Origin of the sequence: Dyella kyungheensis, from assembly GCF_049913195.1 — a bacterium.
In the GTDB taxonomy this organism is placed as follows: Bacteria; Pseudomonadota; Gammaproteobacteria; order Xanthomonadales; family Rhodanobacteraceae; genus Dyella; species Dyella kyungheensis.
The window spans coordinates 2,156,728-2,173,766 of sequence record NZ_CP183983.1; the positions used below are offsets into that span (position 1 = coordinate 2,156,728).

Below are 17,039 nucleotides of genomic sequence, written 5' to 3' on the forward strand. Positions count from 1 at the left end.
GAGCCTTCACACCACAGGATGTGATTCCATGTCGCTTGCCCGCTTGTTCTTCCCCGCAATTTTTTGCGTGAGCGCAGCTGGTTTGTCTGTTTCCGAGTCCGCGCATGCAGGCGAAGTGGCTGCACCGCAGGCCTGCGCCAAGACGAGTGCGGTGCGCGATATCAAGGATGCGGCGAAGCGCATCGAGTGTTTGGGTGCCTCGCGACGACTTTGGATCGTTGGCGAGATACACGGCACGCGCGAGACTCCACAGCTGGTGGAGGCGCTGGTCGATCAACAATCCGCAAAAGGGAACGTAACGCTGGCGTTGGAAATTCCAACGTTCGAACAGCCTGCACTCGATGCCTACCTGGCCTCCGCCGGTTCCGCGGCAGACAGAAATAAATGGCTCGAGACGACCTTTTGGAGCCGTATGCATGATGGTCGGAGCAGCCAGGCCATGCTGCAGCTTGTCGATCGCGTCAAAGGCTGGCGCGGCCAGGGGCGTCATATCGAGATCGTTGCAGCAGGAGAGCCGGATTACGATGCGGCGGCGGTCGAAAAAGCCGGCGGCGTGGCGCCGTACAAAGACAGCGGCATGGCATCGGAGATCAGGCAAGCCCTCGACCGGGGCGCGCCCGTCATTGCGCTGATGGGGAATTTCCACGCCGACTATAAGGACTTGAGCCCACTACCTCGTCCAACGGATACAGGACCGTCCGTGGTCGAGCGGCTGTCCGCGGCGTCACCGCTGCTCATCTGGGTCACTGCGGCTCAAGGGCAAGCCTGGGATTGCCAAGGAAATAACGACTGCGGCGCGAAGGGCTTCCGTGATGGCGGCGCCGCTATCGCACACCCCGAGGTGGACACCGCGTCGCAGTCATCGGCGCAAGTGGCGGTCGTCAAGTTGAGACTTCCCGCATTTACTCCGTCCGAGCCTGCGGTGAAGGCGGCAGAGTCGAACTGACCGGCTCAGGCCGTGAACTGCAACCTCGCCAGCTCCGCGTAGAGACCACCTTCGGCCAGCAGGCTTTGGTGCGTGCCCTGGGCCACGATGCGGCCGCCGTCCATCACCACGATGCGATCGGCGCGCTGCACGGTGGCCAGTCGGTGTGCAATGACAAGCGTAGTGCGCCCTTTTTCGAGACGCTCCAGCGCCTGCTGGATGGCGGCTTCGGACTGGGCGTCGAGCGCCGAGGTGGCTTCGTCCAGCAGCAGTAGCGGCGCATCGCGCAGAATGGCGCGGGCGATGGCGATGCGCTGGCGCTGGCCGCCGGACAGACGCACGCCGCGCTCGCCGAGTTCCTCGCCGTAGCCTTTGCTCATCGCCATGATGAAGTCGTTCGCTTCGGCGGCGCGGGCGGCATCGCGCACTTCCTCCTCGTCGGCATCCTGGCGGCCGAAGCGGATGTTGTCGGCCGCGCTGCCGCCGAAGATCACCGTTTCCTGCGGTACCAGCGCGATGGCGCCGCGCAACTCGGGCAGGGCGAGTGCGCGCAGGTCGATGCCGTCGAGCGTGATGCGTCCCGTCTGCGGATCGTAGAAGCGCAGCAGCAAGGCGAACACGGTGCTCTTGCCCGCGCCCGAGGGCCCGACCAGCGCCACGGTTTCGCCGGGGCGAATGCTCAGGTCGAAGTCGTGCAGCGCGGGCGCGTCGGGTCGGGACGGGTAATGGAACTGGATGTGTTCGAAGCGCAACGCGCCTTCCATCGGGCGGGGCAGGTGCGTGGGCTGCGCCGGGCTGGTGATCTCGGCGCGCTCCTCGAACAGTTCGCCGATGCGCTCCATGGCGCCGGCCGCACGCAGCACGTCGCCCCATACTTCGGAAAGGCCGGCGAGCGAGCCGGCTGCCAGGAAAGCGTAGATCACGAACTGGGTGAGTACGCCGACGTCGAGCGTGCCGGCCAGCACATCGCGTGCGCCCGCCCACAGCACCAGCGCAATGGCGCCGAAGAACAGCACGATCACGGTGGCGGTGAGGATCGAGCGCATGCCGATGCGGCTGCGTGCGGTGGCCAGTGCGCGTGCGATGGCGCCGCCGTAACGCGCGCTTTCGATGTCTTCGCGCGCATAGGCCTTCACTGCCGGCGCGGCGTTGAGCGTTTCGTTGGCGATGGCGGCGGCATCGGCGAGACGATCCTGGCTGGCGCGCGAAAGCTTCTGCACGCGGCGGCCGAACACCAGGATCGGCAGCATCACCGCGGGAATCACCAAGGCGGTCAGGCCGGCCAGGCGCGGACTGGTGAACACCATCATGGCGGTGGCGCCCAGCAGCATCACGGCACTGCGCAGTGCCACCGAAATGCCCGAACCGATCAAGGCCTGGATCACTTCGGTATCGGTACCCAGGCGTGAAATGAGTTCGCCCACGCGGCTGCGTTCGAAGAAGCCCACGTCGAGCCGGATCACATGCGCATAAAGATCCGAGCGCAGCGAAGCCAGCGAGCGCTCGCCCAGCAGCGCGATGCAGTAGTAGCGGGCGGCAGTGGCGAAGGCCAGCACCAGGGCCACGCCGAACAGGCCCAGGAAGGTGGCGTTGATGGTGGCCAGGCTGGAATTGCCAAAGCCCTGGTCGATCATGTGGCGTACGGCAATGGGCAGCACCAGGGTGGCGCTCGAGGAGATCGCCAGGAAGACCAGCCAGCCGACGGCGAGTTTGCGATGCGGTCGCACGAAAGGCCACAGCCGCAGCAGGCTGCCAAGGCGGCGCGAGGGGCGCTGGGTGTCGGCGGTATCGCTCATGGGTTCTCGTCGTCGGCATCCGCGCCGGTTGGCGCATGGGGTCTAAGGTGGGGCGGTTCGTGCCCGATTCAATCGAGGCGGCGTGCGCTGTAGCGACCGCGGCTGATATCGGTGATGCGAGCCTGCGCCTCTTCCACGCGCAGGGCGGGCAATTGGATGTCCAGCTCGACGCCATCGGCGCCAAACGTCTCCTGCATCAGCTCGGCGTCGAATTCGCGCAGCCTCGCCTTGAGCAGCGCCAGTTCCGCGAAATCGCAGTGCACTCCCAGGCGGGCCATGGCCACGATGGGAAGCCGCTCGGCACGGCGCAGGCATTCCGCCGCGGTGCCGCCGTAGGCGCGCACCAATCCGCCCGCGCCCAGCTTGATGCCGCCGTACCAGCGTGTCACCACCACCACGGCGCGATCGATGGCCTGGCCTTCGATGGCCTGCAGGATGGGACGCCCCGCGGTGCCGCCGGGCTCGCCGTCGTCGTTGAAGCGGTAGTCCTGGCCGATGCGATAGGCCCAGCAATTGTGCGTGGCCGCCGGGTCGCCCACCTGGCGCACGAAGGCCAGCGCTTGCCCGGCGGTCTGTACCGGTGCGGCCTGGGCGAGGAAGCGGCTTTTCTTGATGTCCTCGCTGTGCTGGCAGGCGCCGGCGAGGGTGTGCAGCGTGTCACTCATGATCGGGCAGCTGCGCTCGCAGGTCGTCGGGCAACGCCACGTCCGGGTGCGCCTGCTGGAATGCGCGCAGTCGCTGCCGTGCTTCGTCGTGGCGCTGCAGCGCGAAGAGCAGGCGGATTTTCGCGAGTTCTTGCGCAGGCGTGTCCGACGGATGGGCGGCGGTGTCGCCCAGCGCAGGCATGGGCGCGGGCACCGCCATGGTTTTCATGGCCGCCATCGGGCGCTGCTCCAGGTTGCCGGCGATGGTCGCAGGCGGCGCGGCGGGTGCGCGAGCGTAAGCCGCTTCGGTGCTTTCTGCGATGGGAGCGGGCGGCGCAGGCGGCGCCGGGGCCGCCGCTGACATGTCTGCCGCGCGGTTCTCCTGCAGGGCGACCATCGGCGCGGGTTCCGTCGCGGCAGCTGGCGGCTGTTCGGTTGCCACGGTAGGGGCCACCAGTTTCGGCTTCATGGCGGAGCGAATGCTTTCCTGCTTCGGTCGAACCGTCGCCGTCATGCGCGCCGCGGGTGCAGCGGTAACGGGGGCGGCGACCGGGCTGTCGGCTACGACGGTGCTTGGTGCCGACGCCGGCGCGGCCGGTTCGTTCGACGGGGCACGGCTCATCACCACGGCCCCCGGTGAGGGTATCTGCGGCACGCTCGAAGGCTGCTGCATCATCCGCCAGCCCAGTCCGGCCGCGACCACGATCACGGCGCAGCTCGCCACGGCCACCGGCCAGCGCATGATCTTCCGCTGGCGTTGCGCACGCACGGCATCGGCCGCCGTGCGCTTGATGGCGGCGTCCAGTGCGGGCGACGGCTCCTTGCGCGGCAGGCTGCGATAGAGCGCCTTGAGCTCGTCGTCGCCGGGCAGGTCGTCGTGGTCGGAGTCGTGCGTATTCATTCGGCCAACTGTTCGCGCAAGCGGTTCATGGCATAGCGCAGTCGCGATTTTGCGGTTTCGCGTCCTACGCCTGTGACTTCGGCGATTTCCTCCACGCTCAGGTCGTTCTCCAGCCGCAGCAGCACGGCGGTGCGTTGCTCGTCCGGCAATTGCTCGATGGCCAGCTGCAGGCGGCGTCGGCGTTCGAACTCGGACAACACGTGCTCGGGCTGTTCGTGCTCCGGCGAGGCCGTCAGTTCGAACGCGCGCTCCGCTTCCTCGCCGGTAGCCATCGGACGTTTGCGCCGGTAGCTGTCGATCAGCAGGTTATGCGCGATCTGCAGTAGCCAGGTAGTGAATTTGGCCTGCGGCGCATAACGGGCACGGGAGGCAATGACGCGGCTCCAGGTTTCCTGGAACAGTTCCTCGGCCACTTGCGGGTCGCGCGCGGCGCGCAGCAGGAAGCGATACAGCACGCCGCGGTGGCGCGCATAGAGGGCGTCGAACGCCGCCGCCTCGCCTCGTGCATAGGCAAGCATCAGCGTCGCATCATCGTCCACAAGGGCGTCCATGGGCGGCGAGGTTAAGGCAAACCGGCGTTGCGGGTAAGCGTGTGCGTCAGGGTGGGACGTCCATGGCGGCGTCCGGTTCAGGCTGAGAGGCGGCATACCGGTGTAACGCGTGGCGCCGGCATTCGGGGTTGCCGGTGGGCGGCATGCTTCAGGGAATCACATCGCCGGGCACGGGATGCCTGAAATCCTCCGGCGTGAGCTTCTGCGTGAGGCGGAACACGCCCTCGTGCACATGGCGCGGCAGCACCACGTCGAGCACGGTGGTCTGGTGCGGGGCGACGATCAGGAACAGATCGTCCCTGGCTGCCGTGGTGGCGATGGCGTGATGCACCAGGCCCACCAGGTCGTTGGGTTCGATGCTGGCGCTGTAGGGACGATGGCCGTCCATGGCGGCGCGTAGCGTGCGGCGACTGTTGTCCGGGTCGGCCACGCGCGGCGTGCCGGCCAGCAGCGCATGGTTGAGGAAGAACGTGATCACGTTGCCCTGATGGCTGTTCGCCTGCCGGTCGAGCATGAAGCCCTGCGGCATCCAGTCGGGATTGGGCGGCGTGCCCGCCTTGAGCAGCATGCGCGCACCGAGCAGCGGTTCGCCGCCTTCGTCGGTGAGGCGAACCACCAGCATGCTGCGCGGATCGTGGATATGCACACGGTCGGGGAACGGGCCGACCGTTTCCATTTCCACGCGGTCGGCGTCGCGTTGCGCGTTCTCCGCGTCGAACGCATCGCACAGTTGGTGATAGCTGGCGACATCGCGCACGTGCAGGCAGCGCAGCAGGGCGTCCACCGTGGCGGGCGGTGCCGAGGCCATCACACCCTGCTCGTCACCGGAGTGCGAGGCGCCCGGAATCAGCTTGAATGCCGTGCGCGGCGCGGTGACCACATTGAGCGACAGGGTGTCGCCGGCGCTGCCGCTTTCGCCGGCGAGCACGGCATGGCGTGCGTTGAGATTGGCGGCGGCGATGCGCACCACGCCATCGGAGCCGTCCTCGCCGGTGTAGCTGTTGATGTGGTCGTAGAGCGATCGATCGGGACGGTCGCCGGTCAGCACGAACAGGAACTGGCCTTGCCCGGCGGGGTCGCTGCCGTGGATATGGTCGAGATTGAGCGACAGCGATTCGCTGCTGCCCAGTTCCAGCCAGTCGAGAATGCGCTGTCCCGGTTCCACGCCGCCGGCCCACGCTTTCAGCCGCCCCAGCACGCTCTTGCCGAGCTGGGCCAGCGCGGAGCCGAAATTCGCCGGCGCCAGCATCATCAGGTGGGTCAGGCGGATGGTGCTGAACGCGCGTGGCCGTTCGCGCTGGGCGCGCAGCCATTCGCGTACCACCGGACCACCGGTGGAGTGGGTGATGCAGGCGAAGCTCGCATCCTGCAGATGCAGGTCGCGCAGCGCATGATCGAACGCGCGCACCACGTCGGGCATGGTCACCACGTCGTCGAAGCTCACGTACTCGGACAGCCAGATATCGGCCACCGCGAGCGCAATGCCTGCCGCCGCTGCCTGCGCCTGCAGGCGCTGTGGCAGGAGGCCATAGGTGGAGGTGTTGGTCACGCTCCAGCCGTGCACGAAAACGAGTGTGGTCATGGTCCGCTCCCCGCGGTGCGCCTTTGTTCGCTCGCTAACCGTTTAAATGTCCATCAGATGACAGAGCGACGGGTTGTGCGCTATCGCCGCGAAGCATCGTAAGGCCCTAAGATGCCATGCCTTTCCATGGAGCGGGGAAACCGCATGCTGGCCGTCCTGTTCGTGCTGCTGTTGTTGATCGTGTGGTTCTATCGCCGGCGCTGGCGCAAGACGGCACATACGCTGTTGATCGTGGGCCTGCTGGTGTTTTTCGGCATCGGTTGCGGTGCGCTGCCACGCCTGCTGTCGGACAACCTGCAATCGGGTTACCAGGTGGACCCGGCCATCAGCTGGGCGCCGCGCAATGCCATCGTGGTGCTGGGCGCGGGTACCGCGGTGGAGGAAGGGCATGCCCTGCAACCGTCGTACTTCGTCAATGGACGCATCCTGCGCGCTGCCCAGCTTTACCACGCATGCAAGTCGGCCGGGAAGGAATGCCGTCTGGTGGTCAGCGGAGGCGATTCGCAGAGTCATGGCGAGGCGGAGGCCACGGTCTATGGCCGTGCGTTCGCCGCGCTGGGCATTCCCGCCGCGGACCTGTCGATCGAATCGCGCAGCATGAGCACTTGGCAGAACGCCCAGTTCAGCCGTCCGATCCTTGCCGAGTACGCGCCGCAGCACATCGTGCTGGTGACCTCGGGCATCCACCTGCGCCGCTCGCTGCAGTATTTCGCGCACTTCGGCATCGTGCCGCAGCCGGTGGCCGGCGACTGGGTCAATGCACGCAGGGAAGTGGCGCCCGATACCTGGAACTTCATGCTGATGGATGCCTCGCTGCACGAGTACCTCGGCATCCTGCGTTACCGGGTCTACAACCTGCTGGGCTGGAACGCGCCAAAGGCTCCGCCGCTAGCAGCCTGAGGCACCGATTCGCCGTTCATTTTCCAGCCAGCTACGGAGCGCATATCCGCGTAACCTTGTGCGGCTAACCCTACACCGGTCGCTCCGATGCCCTCCGAATTATCTACCGATCCGCACTCGCGTGCGGCGCTTCCGCTTGCCCCATCGTTGGACCCCACGCTGGCCGCGGCGCATATGCCGCGTCATTTCCGGCCGCTGGAGCGGCGGGTGCTGTGGATCTGTCTGCTGGCCATGCTGCTCGGTTCGGCGGTGGCGCTGGTGGCGCGATTGCTGACGGCGCTGATTGGCCTGGTCACCAACCTCGCGTTTTACGGCCGCATCAGCACTGAATTCAGCAGTCCGGCGGGCAACCATCTCGGCCTGTGGGTGATCGCGGTGCCGGTGATCGGCGGCCTGATCGTCGGTGCCATGGCACGTTGGGGTTCGCGCGCGATCCGCGGTCACGGCATTCCCGAGGCGATGGAACAGGTGCTGCTCAACGAGAGCCGCATACCGCCGCGCATCACCTGGTTGAAGCCGGTGTCGTCGGCGATCGCCATCGGCACCGGCGGTCCGTTTGGCGCGGAGGGTCCGATCATTGCGACGGGCGGTGCGCTGGGTTCGTTGATCGGCCAGCTGTTGCGCGTCACCGCGGACGAGCGCAAGACGCTGCTGGCTGCCGGTGCCGCGGCAGGCATGGCCGCGGTGTTTTCCGCACCGATCTCTTCGGTGTTGCTGGCGATCGAACTGCTGTTGTTCGAACGCCGCGCGCGTTCGCTGATTCCGGTGGCGTTGGCCGCCGTGATGGGGACGGCCGTTCGTTATCTGCTGGAAGGCAACGAGCCGATGTTCGCGATGCCGGCGATCGCCACGCCTGCACTCAGCGCGGTAGTGGCCTATATCGTGATGGGCATCGCCACCGGCGTTGTCAGCGTGGGCATCACCAAGCTCACCTATGCGATCGAGGACGGCTTCGAGAAGCTGCCGATTCACTGGATGTGGTGGCCGGCCATCGGCGGCGTGGTGGTGGGTGTGGTGGGTTACTTCATGCCGGCCACGCTGGGCGTGGGCTACACCAATATCGCCTCGTTGCTGGCCGGGCAGATCGGTTTCGCCGGCATGCTCGCGCTTTGTTTGATGAAACTGCTGTCCTGGTCGGTGGCCTTGGGCAGCGGGACGTCCGGCGGCACGCTGGCGCCGTTGTTCACCATCGGCAGCGCGATGGGCGGTGTGTTCGGGCTGTTGTGCGTGAGCTGGTTGCCGTGGCTGCAGGTGGACCCGCGCGTCGCCGCGCTGGTCTGCATGGCGGCGATCTTTGCGGGCGCGTCGCGCGCATTCCTCACGTCGGTGGTCTTCGCCTTCGAGACCACCCAGCAACCGCATGGCCTGTTGCCGCTCCTTGGTGCCTGTGCCGCGGCCTATCTGGTCTCGGGCCTGATGATGCGCAACACCATCATGACCGAGAAGATCGTTCGCCGCGGCGTGCGTGTGCCGGCCGAGTACACCGCCGATTACCTCGAGCGCATTGCCGTGGGCGAGGCATGCAGCCGCGATGTGGTGAGCCTGCGCGGGAACGAGACGCTGGCCGATGTGCAGGCGTGGCTGTCGACCGAACATGCGCCGGCCAAGCACCAGGGCTTTCCGGTGGTGGATGAGCAAGGCCAGCTGCTCGGCGTGGTGACGCGCCGCGATCTGCTACGCGCCGGTTCGCCGCCGGATGCGCAAGTGCGTTCGCTGCTGCGCCGTCCGCCCCTCGTGGTGCGAGAAGATCACACGCTGCGCGAAGCGGCCGATCACATGGTGGAAGCCGATGTCGGTCGACTGGTGGTGATGGCGCGCAACGGACGCCAGATGGTCGGCATCGTCACCCGCGGCGACCTGCTCAAGGCGCATGCGCAGCGTTTGCGTGAGTCGCGCGAATCGAGCCGTCACCTCGGCGGCAAAACAAAACCGGCCGTGTAAGGGCCGGTTTTGTGGAGCATCGGGGCCGCTTATGCGGCCCGGGTCAGTTCATCAAGCCGACTTCAGCGAAGCCATGTCGATCACGAAGCGATAGCGCACGTCGCTGGTGATCACGCGCTCGTAGGCGGCATTGATGTTCTTCATGTCGATCACTTCGATGTCGCTGACGATGTTGTGCTCGGCGCAGAAGTCCAACATTTCCTGCGTTTCGGCGATGCCGCCGATGGCCGAACCCGAGATCGAGCGGCGGCCCAGCAACACCTGCGCAGCGTTCACCGGCGGATCGAGCGGCTGCAGCTGGCCGACCAGGCAGATCACGCCATTGACGGCGAGCGTGGCCAGGTACGGATTGAGGTCGTGCGGGTTCGGCACCGTGTCGAGAATGAACTCAAACTGGCGCGACACCGCCGCCATCTGCTTCTCGTCGGTGGACAGCACCACATGGTCAGCACCCAGGCGGCGTGCTTCCTGTTCCTTGCCCGGCGAACGGGTAAACAGGGTGACGTCGGCGCCCATCGCCTTGGCGAACTTCAGGCCCATGTGGCCGAGGCCGCCCAGGCCGATCACGGCGATCTTGCTGCCCTTGCCGATGTTCCAGTGGCGCAGCGGCGACCAGGTGGTGATGCCGGCGCACAGCAGCGGCGCGGCAGCCTTCAGGTCGAGCTTGTCGGAGATCGACACCACAAACTTGTCCGACACCACGATGCGCTCGGAGTAGCCGCCGAAGGTGGGCATCTTGTCGTGGCGGTCGATGCCGTTATAGGTCCAGGTGGCGCCTTCCACGCAGTACTGCTCGAGACCGGCGTTGCACGAAGCGCAGTGCTGGCAGGAGTCGACCATGCAGCCCACGCCCACGGTGTCGCCCACCTTGAACTTGCTGACCTCGGGACCGACCGCGCTGACGCGGCCCACGATCTCGTGGCCCGGCACCATCGGATAGAGGCTGCCGCCCCATTCGTCGCGCGCCTGGTGGATGTCCGAGTGGCAGACGCCGCAATAGAGAATGTCGATCACCACGTCGTTCGCGCGCGCATCGCGTCGTTCGAACTGGTGCGCGGCCAACGGTGTGGTGGCGGACTGGGCGGCATAGCCGCGGATGGACATCGTCATGGCATGACTCCTGTGGGGAGGGAACAGCGAGGTGGCGAAGTATGGGCGCCCGGCGCCGGTGCCGGGTAGCCGATTCCTGCGAGATGATTGCCTGATCCTGCAATGTGGCCGGTGAAGGACTCGCCACGGGGCAGAGGAACAGGCAAGCTCTCTCTGTAGAAATTGGCCCTAAGTCCATGAATGAAAAACTTTCCCCGTCCCAGGGTCCAGCGCGACTTTCGCAAGATCGCGAGGAATTGACAGCGCGCGTTGAACGATTGGCGTCATCGCAGGGTTTGCATGCCACGGCGTGGTCGTCGCTCACCTTGTTCCGTGCCGACTCCGTGGGCGCCCCGACCTGCGCCATGTACGGCCCCGGCCTGGGGCTGGCCCTGCAGGGCGCCAAGCAGATTCTGCTCGGCCAGCAGTCCTTCCTGCATGAGCCGGCCTCCTACATGGTCAATGCGGTGGACGTGCCGGTGTCCTCCCAGGTGGTGCGGGCCTCGGCCGAGGCGCCTTGTCTGTGCCTGACCTTCCGCCTGGACCTGCAATGCATCCGTGAACTGTTGCCAGGGGTGCAGTTGCGTCGCAGCGCTGCCGTGTCGGCGTCGGGTCTGTCGATCAGTCCGCTCGACGGGAGCCTGCTCGATCCGCTGCTGAGGTTGGTGCGCCTGCTCGATGCGCCGCGCGACCTGGAGGTGTTGGGCCCACTGCTCGAACGGGAACTGCTGTACCGGTTGTTGACGGGCGAGCAGGGCGCCTTGCTGGCGCAGATCGCCACGTCCGGCAGCCAGGGCCATCAGGTATCGCGCGCGATCGACTGGTTGCGCCAGCACTACGATGAGCCGCTGCGCATCGACGAGCTGGCGGCACGCGTCAACATGAGTGCGTCGTCGCTGCATCATCATTTTCGCGCGATTACGGCGATGAGTCCGTTGCAGTACCAGAAGCAGTTGCGTCTGTACGAGGCGCGGCGCTTGCTGTTGGCCGACCAGTGCGATGTGGCGACGGCGGCGCATCGCGTGGGGTACGAGAGTCCTTCGCAATTCAGTCGCGAGTACAGCCGGGCGTTTGGGGCGCCGCCATTGCGCGATGTGGCGAGGTTGCGGTTGGCGGATGCTGGCTCTGCGGCTTAGAGGTGATGTGCATCGTGGATCGAGCGGGCATTGACGCGCATCCGCCACGGTGCCGCGCCGTTCGCTGCGCAACGGGTCCAATCGCAGAGGACTTAAAGCGTGGCCTCGCTTCGCACTGGCTTTGGCACACCACTGCATCCGGTGCGGCGATTGTCTGTAGGAGCGCGCCCTGTGCGCGACCGCAGCGCTGGGATGTATCGCTTCGTCGGCTTGTCGCGCACAGGGTGCGCTCCCACAGTAGAGCTTCACTCCACTTTGCCTCTTCCCTCCGGGGTGAGGGGGCGGGTGCTTGCGGGAACGTGTGTGCTTTTCTGTGGGAGCGCACTTGTGCGCGACAGCCACGCCGGGATGTATCGCTCCGTCGGCTTGTCGCGCAGAAGTGCGCTCCCACAGATTCACGGCCAAGCATAGTGTCAAGCGGCGATTTGAGATTTGCGCGGCTGGTCTTGTCAGAACGACTCCCAACGCTTTCTTTCTCTCTTGAGGTGCATTGTGGATATGCAGAGCATGCGCCGCGCGCAGTGACATCTGCGGGAAACGTTTCGGCCAGGGAATGCCATGAATCTTGCTTTGTTCGATTTCGACGGCACCATCACCACGCGGGAGATGTTTCGTCCCTTTATCGAGTTTGCCGTGTCGGCGCGTCGTCGCAGGTTGGGTGGGGCCGTGCTCGCGCCCATGGTGGCCGGTTACAAGCTGGGCTGGGTGTCGCCCAACCTGATGCGCGGAAGCGCGGTCCATGTTGGTTTTCGTGGCGTGCCTGAGGCGGAGGCGTTTGCGCGGGGCGCGGACTTTGCGCGCGAGGTGCTACCCGGAGTGCTGCGCGATAAGGCGCTCGAGCGCATTGCCTGGCACAAGGCCCAGGGCGACCGGGTCGCGGTGGTCTCCGGCGGGTTGGACGTCTATCTGTCCCACTGGTGCCGCACGCACGAGCTGGAGTTGCTCTGTTCGCGGCTGGAATCGCGTGATGGCCGCCTCACCGGTCGTTACCGCGGCGAGCAATGCGTGAATGCCGAAAAGGCGCGCCGCGTGCGTGCAGCCTATGAGCTGGCGGATTATCCGGTGGTCTATGCGTACGGCGACACGCCGGAGGATCGCGAGCTGCTCGGCGTGGCTCATCGCCGCTACTTTCAATGGCAGGAAGTGAGCTGATCGACGGCTGACTCGAGTCCTTCACGTGGCGTGAATGGGACGGGTCATGAAATGCCAGGAGAGGTCCGAACACGGTGTGGGAGGCGCTCATGAAAAGGCAATGGACCGGCATCATGGCTGTCGTTGTTGTTCCGCTTCCAGTCGGTGCAGCCCAGGCCGCAACCATGGAGGACAAGGCCTCGCAGGAGGTGCTGGCCGCCATGGAACGAACGTCCACCTGGGGACACCCTGACCAGTACGGCGAATTCGTGGGGATGCAGGCCTATGCGGGCAAGGACTACGCCAGGGCGATGAAGTATTTCGAGATGGGCGCCCGCTATGCGGACAAGCTGTCCCAGCTCTGCATCGGGCTGATGTACCTGCAGGGCGAGGGTGTCGCCAGGGATCCTGTCACCGCGTACGCGTGGCTGGCGCTGGCCGCGGAACGGAAATTCCCGCGCTACCTGGCCACGCGCGAAGATGTGTGGAAACAACTGGACGACAGCCAGCGTCAACGGGCAAGCGTGCTGCTCGATCGACTGTTGGGCGAGTACGGCGATGCGGTGGCAAAGCCGCGCATGGAGCGAGCGCTGCGCGAGGCCAGGACCGGGATGACCGGATCGCTGGTCGGTTACGGCGCGCCCGAGGTCAGCTCGCTGACGATGGCTCAGTTTGCCGCGGCGAACGCTTCTCTTGGGCGATTGGGCGGCGCGCTGCCGACGTGCGGCTCTCGATCCATCGACGGCGCGCCCATAACGGGATGCGGGAATATCTACGTGGCCTGGCGCTGGGACCCCAGGCAGTACTTTCGCATTCGCGATGCGGTCTGGTACGGCACGGTTACCGTGGGCGCGCTCGAACAGAATCGGGACGCGACCCACTGATGCCGCAGGCACAAAGGCTGGTGCATCCCTCCTGATGTTGGGTCTTCGACGACAAGCTGGGCGCGGGCCCGGCGATGCCGTGCCCCAAAGGTCATTCTTGCGGCGAACATGGCCAGCGGGCGACAGTAGGGCGTTCGTCCGGGCACATGTTTGTCGCAGAGCCAAGGGGAGGCACATGCAGACAAGTCGAGGGGTAGTGCTGGCCAAGGCAGTGGCGGTAGTCGCGGTGTTGTTTGCCGCGCTCTCGGTACGCGACCTGGCCGCGATGGCAGGCGTGAAGATTCCGGGCCTGCCGATGTCGTCGTATGGCGGATCGAGCATGGACAATCTGCTCGCCGTGCTGCTGGTGCTGATCGCTTTGTTGCTCTTGAGGCCACGCCATGCAGGCCTTTCGGTCGCGCGCCTGTTCGGCTTGGGCGCCACGGGCTGGAAAGAGCCCTTGTGGGTGTTGCTGGCCACGCTGCCATTCTGGGCAGGGTGCGCGGTGACGGGCAAATTGCAGTCGAGCATCGATTGGCGAGGCATGCTGTTCACGGCGTTGCTGTTCCCGCTGGCCGAAGAACTGGTGTTCCGCGGTTTCGGTTTCATCTTTACCCGTCGCGCGCTGCGCTGGCCCTTGCTGCCGGCCGTGCTGGTGCAGGCGCTGGTGTTCGGCTGGGTGCACTGGGCGGGCATGGAGGACAGCGAGCTGGCGATGCAGGTGTTCGCCATCACTTTCCTGGGTGGCATCGTGTTCGCGGTCGTCGATGCGATGGATGGTTACACCTTGTGGTGCGGCCTGATCCTGCATGTCTCGCTCAATGCGGCGTGGGATGTGTTCGACGTGGCGCCTTCGGCGGCCACGGGTTGGCTGGGCAATGGGTTGCGCGTGCTGAGTGCGGCGCTGGCGATCGGTGGCGTGTGGCTGTTGCGTCGGCGGTCGCGTCGTGCGTCCATGCAGGGATTGAATGGCAAAGTGGCGCCGGTGCGTCCGTTGAGCTGAGCGCCGGGGATTTCAACGCAGTCCGGGGAGATGCCGTTCATGACCACGCTCAAGCGTGACGCCCGTATCGTCGGGTTGATCTACCTGGCACTGATCGTGTCGGCACCGTTCCGCCTGATCTACATTCCAGGCGCATTGTTCGTGCATGGCGATTCGGCAACGACCGCCCACAACATCGCCAGTCACGAACTGATGTTCCGGTTGGGCATCTTCGGCGATCTGGTCACCGGCGTGGTCAGCCTGTTGCTGACTTTCTCGCTGTATCACCTGTTCAAGGACGTCGACAAGAAGCTCGCCGCGCTGATGTTCGTGTTCGGCTTCATGGATACGCCGCTGTACTTCTTCAACACGATCAACGACGTGGGTGCTCTGCTCGCGGTCAATGGCGCCGACTTCCTGGCCTCCTTCAGCCAGGCGCAGCGCGAAGGGCTGATGACGTTGTTCCTGCGCATGCATGGCGAGGCGATCTCGTGCGCGGAAATGTTCTGGGGCCAGTGGTTGTTTCCGCTGGCGTGGCTGGTGATCAAATCGCGCTTCGTGCCGCGCCTGCTGGGGTATTGGTTGATCCTCAACGGCCTGGCCTATCTGGCGCTGTGCGTGTCCGGCGTGGTGTTTCCGGCCGTCGAGGACACCGTCAGCCAGTTCGCCTTCCCGCTGCAGCTGGCCGAGGTGGCGTTCGCGCTGTGGCTGGTGATCATGGGTGCCAAGCCCCGTGCCGACGGCTTGGCCATGCCAGCGCGAAGCTAGGTCGGCCGTCTCGTCGTAGCGATCGCAAAGTTTTGCCCCTGCCTTACGGCACTGGTCACGCACCGGTCGATTGCCGCATCAATGGGGTTTCGCCCGTGCGTTGCGGCGGGCGGTCCCCGTGGATCTTTGCGTGAGAATATCGATGAATCCTGATCTGCCTGTTCGAGGTCGTTTCGCCCGCATGGGGCGTGGAGCTGTGTGGTGCGCGGCCGTTTTCGCGCTGGGCGTCGCCTTGTCGCCGTGGGCGGCGATCGCGGCCGAAGGCAAGGATGCCAAGCCGGCCGCCGAAGCGGCCGACAAGAAGTCCGACGGCGACCTGCCGCCGCTGCCCGCCGACAAGACCATCAAGCAGAGCGTGCGCGTGGGTGGCCGCACGGTGTCCTACGAGGCCACCGTCGGCACCATCGAAGTGCGCAACGCCAAGGGCAAGAAGATCGCCGACGTGGTCTACACCTCGTACGTGGTGCCGGGCAGCGATCCGCATCGTCCGGTCACGTTCGCCTTCAACGGCGGTCCGGGCGCTTCGTCGGTGTACCTCAACATGGGCGCGATCGGTCCCAAGCGCATCCAGTTCGGCGTGGACGGCGATGCGCCGTCCGATGCGGCGATCACCAAGGACAACCCCAACACCTGGCTCGACATGAGCGACCTGGTGTTCATCGATCCGGTCGGCACCGGCTTCTCGCGTTCGCTGGAAGACGACGAGCAGACCAAGAAGGACTTTTACTCCACCGAAGCCGACATCAAGTATCTGTCGCGCGTGGTGTACGACTGGCTGGTCAAGCACGGTCGTCTGCGTGCGCCCAAGTACGTGATGGGCGAAAGCTACGGCGGCTACCGCGCGCCGCGCATCGCCTATGAACTGCAGTCGCGCATGGGCGTGGGTGTGAACGGCCTGGTGATGGTGTCGCCGTATCTCGATCCGGCCGCCATCGGCGATGGCGATTCGCTGTCGCCGCTGCCGTGGATGATCAACCTGCCGTCGATGACCGCCGCGCGCCTGGAAAGCCAGGGCAAGCTCACGCCGGCCGCAATGGCCGACGTCGAAACCTACGTGCGCACGCAGTTCGTCACCGATTTCCTGGCGGGCCGTTCGGACCCCGGCGCGATCGGTCGCATGGTGCAGAAGGTCTCGGCCTATACGGGCCTGGATCCGGCCGTGGTCTCGCGCCTGGACGGCCGTATCGACATCGCCACGTATCTGCGCGAGATCCATCGCAATGAGAAGAAGATCGGCAGCGTCTACGACTCCAACGTCACCGCGTTCGATCCGTTCCCGGGTTCGGCCGACCGCCAGTCGGGCGATCCGATCCTCGAAGCGCTGCTCGCTCCCGCCACCAGCGCCATGGTGGATTTCGTGACGCGCGAAGTGGGCTGGAAGACGGACGCGCACTACGAAGCGCTGTCGTATGCGGTCAACAGGGCGTGGGATCGCGGCAACGCCGACGACAAGCCGGTGGCTGACCTGCGCAAGGCGATCGGCAACGATCCGAACATGAAGGTGCTGATCGCGCACGGCTACAACGATCTGTCGTGCCCGTTCTTCACTTCGCGCCTGATCATCGACCAGATGCCGACGTTCGGCCAGGCGCAGCGCGTGAAGCTGTCGGTCTATCCGGGTGGCCACATGTTCTACAGCCGTCCGGGCAGCGCCGAGTCGTTCAAGGCGGATGCGGCTGCGCTGTACGGCAGCACCAAGTAAGCGGATTCACCGTTAAAGAAAAGGCCGCGCTCCGGGTGGAGCGCGGCCTTTTTGTTTGTTTGCTTGGAAGGAACCCGGTCGCTCAAAATCTCGTTGATGCCTTCATCTTCCTCAGCGCCATTCCGGCG

The 17,039-nt window shown here is 65.6% G+C and carries 15 protein-coding genes; 9 read left to right on the plus strand and 6 right to left on the minus strand.

The features are described 5' to 3' along the window. Positions 1–28: 28 nt before the first annotated feature. Positions 29–946: a hypothetical protein gene (locus ACN9MB_RS09690; protein WP_426271639.1), complete on the plus strand. Its 918-nt coding sequence runs from the start codon at positions 29–31 to the stop codon at positions 944–946. A 5-nt stretch (positions 947–951) separates the two neighbouring features. On the opposite strand, the gene ACN9MB_RS09695 is transcribed toward ACN9MB_RS09690, so the two are convergent. The 5 genes from ACN9MB_RS09695 to ACN9MB_RS09715 all read right to left on the minus strand — a co-directional run bounded on the left by ACN9MB_RS09695 (position 952) and on the right by ACN9MB_RS09715 (position 6,399). After that, the gene (locus ACN9MB_RS09695) at positions 952–2,721 is read right to left on the minus strand and encodes an ABC transporter transmembrane domain-containing protein (protein ID WP_426271640.1); all 1,770 of its coding nucleotides are present in this window, start codon (positions 2,719–2,721) and stop codon (positions 952–954) included. 68 nt (positions 2,722–2,789) lie between these two features. Continuing rightward, the gene (locus ACN9MB_RS09700; protein ID WP_426271641.1) at positions 2,790–3,386 is read right to left on the minus strand and encodes an IMPACT family protein; all 597 of its coding nucleotides are present in this window, start codon (positions 3,384–3,386) and stop codon (positions 2,790–2,792) included. Beyond that, positions 3,379–4,266 carry a hypothetical protein gene (locus ACN9MB_RS09705; RefSeq protein WP_426271642.1) on the minus strand — a complete coding sequence of 296 codons (888 nt, stop codon included), beginning with the start codon at positions 4,264–4,266 and terminating at the stop codon, positions 3,379–3,381. The genes ACN9MB_RS09700 and ACN9MB_RS09705 overlap by 8 nt, the downstream gene beginning before the upstream one ends. After that, entirely contained in the window at positions 4,263–4,817 is a 555-nt protein-coding gene (locus ACN9MB_RS09710; protein WP_204635717.1) for an RNA polymerase sigma factor, read from the minus strand. The genes ACN9MB_RS09705 and ACN9MB_RS09710 overlap by 4 nt, the downstream gene beginning before the upstream one ends. A 148-nt stretch (positions 4,818–4,965) precedes the next feature. Then, positions 4,966–6,399, minus strand: a complete 1,434-nt coding sequence (locus tag ACN9MB_RS09715) for a phospholipase (RefSeq protein ID WP_426271643.1) — start codon at positions 6,397–6,399, stop codon at positions 4,966–4,968. Positions 6,400–6,543: 144 nt separating this feature from the next. Here ACN9MB_RS09715 and ACN9MB_RS09720 point away from each other — a divergent pair, with 144 nt between their 5' ends. Both ACN9MB_RS09720 and ACN9MB_RS09725 read left to right on the plus strand, forming a co-directional pair. After that, the gene (locus ACN9MB_RS09720) at positions 6,544–7,299 is read left to right on the plus strand and encodes a YdcF family protein (protein WP_426271644.1); all 756 of its coding nucleotides are present in this window, start codon (positions 6,544–6,546) and stop codon (positions 7,297–7,299) included. A gap of 174 nt (positions 7,300–7,473) precedes the next feature. Next, positions 7,474–9,240, plus strand: coding sequence for a chloride channel protein (locus ACN9MB_RS09725; protein WP_426271904.1), 1,767 nt, complete (start codon positions 7,474–7,476; stop codon positions 9,238–9,240). Between the two features lie 51 nt (positions 9,241–9,291). Here the strand turns inward: ACN9MB_RS09725 and ACN9MB_RS09730 are convergent, their stop codons facing one another. After that, positions 9,292–10,350 (minus strand): NAD(P)-dependent alcohol dehydrogenase, encoded by a 1,059-nt coding sequence (locus tag ACN9MB_RS09730; RefSeq protein WP_426271645.1) that lies wholly within the window; start codon positions 10,348–10,350, stop codon positions 9,292–9,294. A 236-nt stretch (positions 10,351–10,586) separates the two neighbouring features. On the opposite strand from ACN9MB_RS09730, the gene ACN9MB_RS09735 reads away from it, so the two are divergent. The 6 genes from ACN9MB_RS09735 (at position 10,587) to ACN9MB_RS09760 (ending at position 16,911) form a co-directional block, all read left to right on the plus strand. Further along, complete coding sequence (locus ACN9MB_RS09735) at positions 10,587–11,465, plus strand: AraC family transcriptional regulator (RefSeq protein ID WP_239535453.1); 879 nt, start codon at positions 10,587–10,589, stop codon at positions 11,463–11,465. A 558-nt stretch (positions 11,466–12,023) separates the two neighbouring features. Next, complete coding sequence (locus ACN9MB_RS09740) at positions 12,024–12,617, plus strand: HAD family hydrolase (RefSeq protein WP_426271646.1); 594 nt, start codon at positions 12,024–12,026, stop codon at positions 12,615–12,617. Positions 12,618–12,706: 89 nt separating this feature from the next. After that, the gene (locus ACN9MB_RS09745; RefSeq protein ID WP_426271647.1) at positions 12,707–13,480 is read left to right on the plus strand and encodes a sel1 repeat family protein; all 774 of its coding nucleotides are present in this window, start codon (positions 12,707–12,709) and stop codon (positions 13,478–13,480) included. Between the two features lie 175 nt (positions 13,481–13,655). After that, entirely contained in the window at positions 13,656–14,462 is an 807-nt protein-coding gene (locus ACN9MB_RS09750) for a CPBP family intramembrane glutamic endopeptidase (RefSeq protein WP_426271648.1), read from the plus strand. 39 nt (positions 14,463–14,501) lie between these two features. Further along, complete coding sequence (locus ACN9MB_RS09755) at positions 14,502–15,209, plus strand: DUF4386 domain-containing protein (protein ID WP_426271649.1); 708 nt, start codon at positions 14,502–14,504, stop codon at positions 15,207–15,209. A 181-nt stretch (positions 15,210–15,390) separates the two neighbouring features. Beyond that, entirely contained in the window at positions 15,391–16,911 is a 1,521-nt protein-coding gene (locus ACN9MB_RS09760; RefSeq protein ID WP_426271905.1) for a S10 family peptidase, read from the plus strand. Positions 16,912–17,039 lie beyond the last annotated feature (128 nt).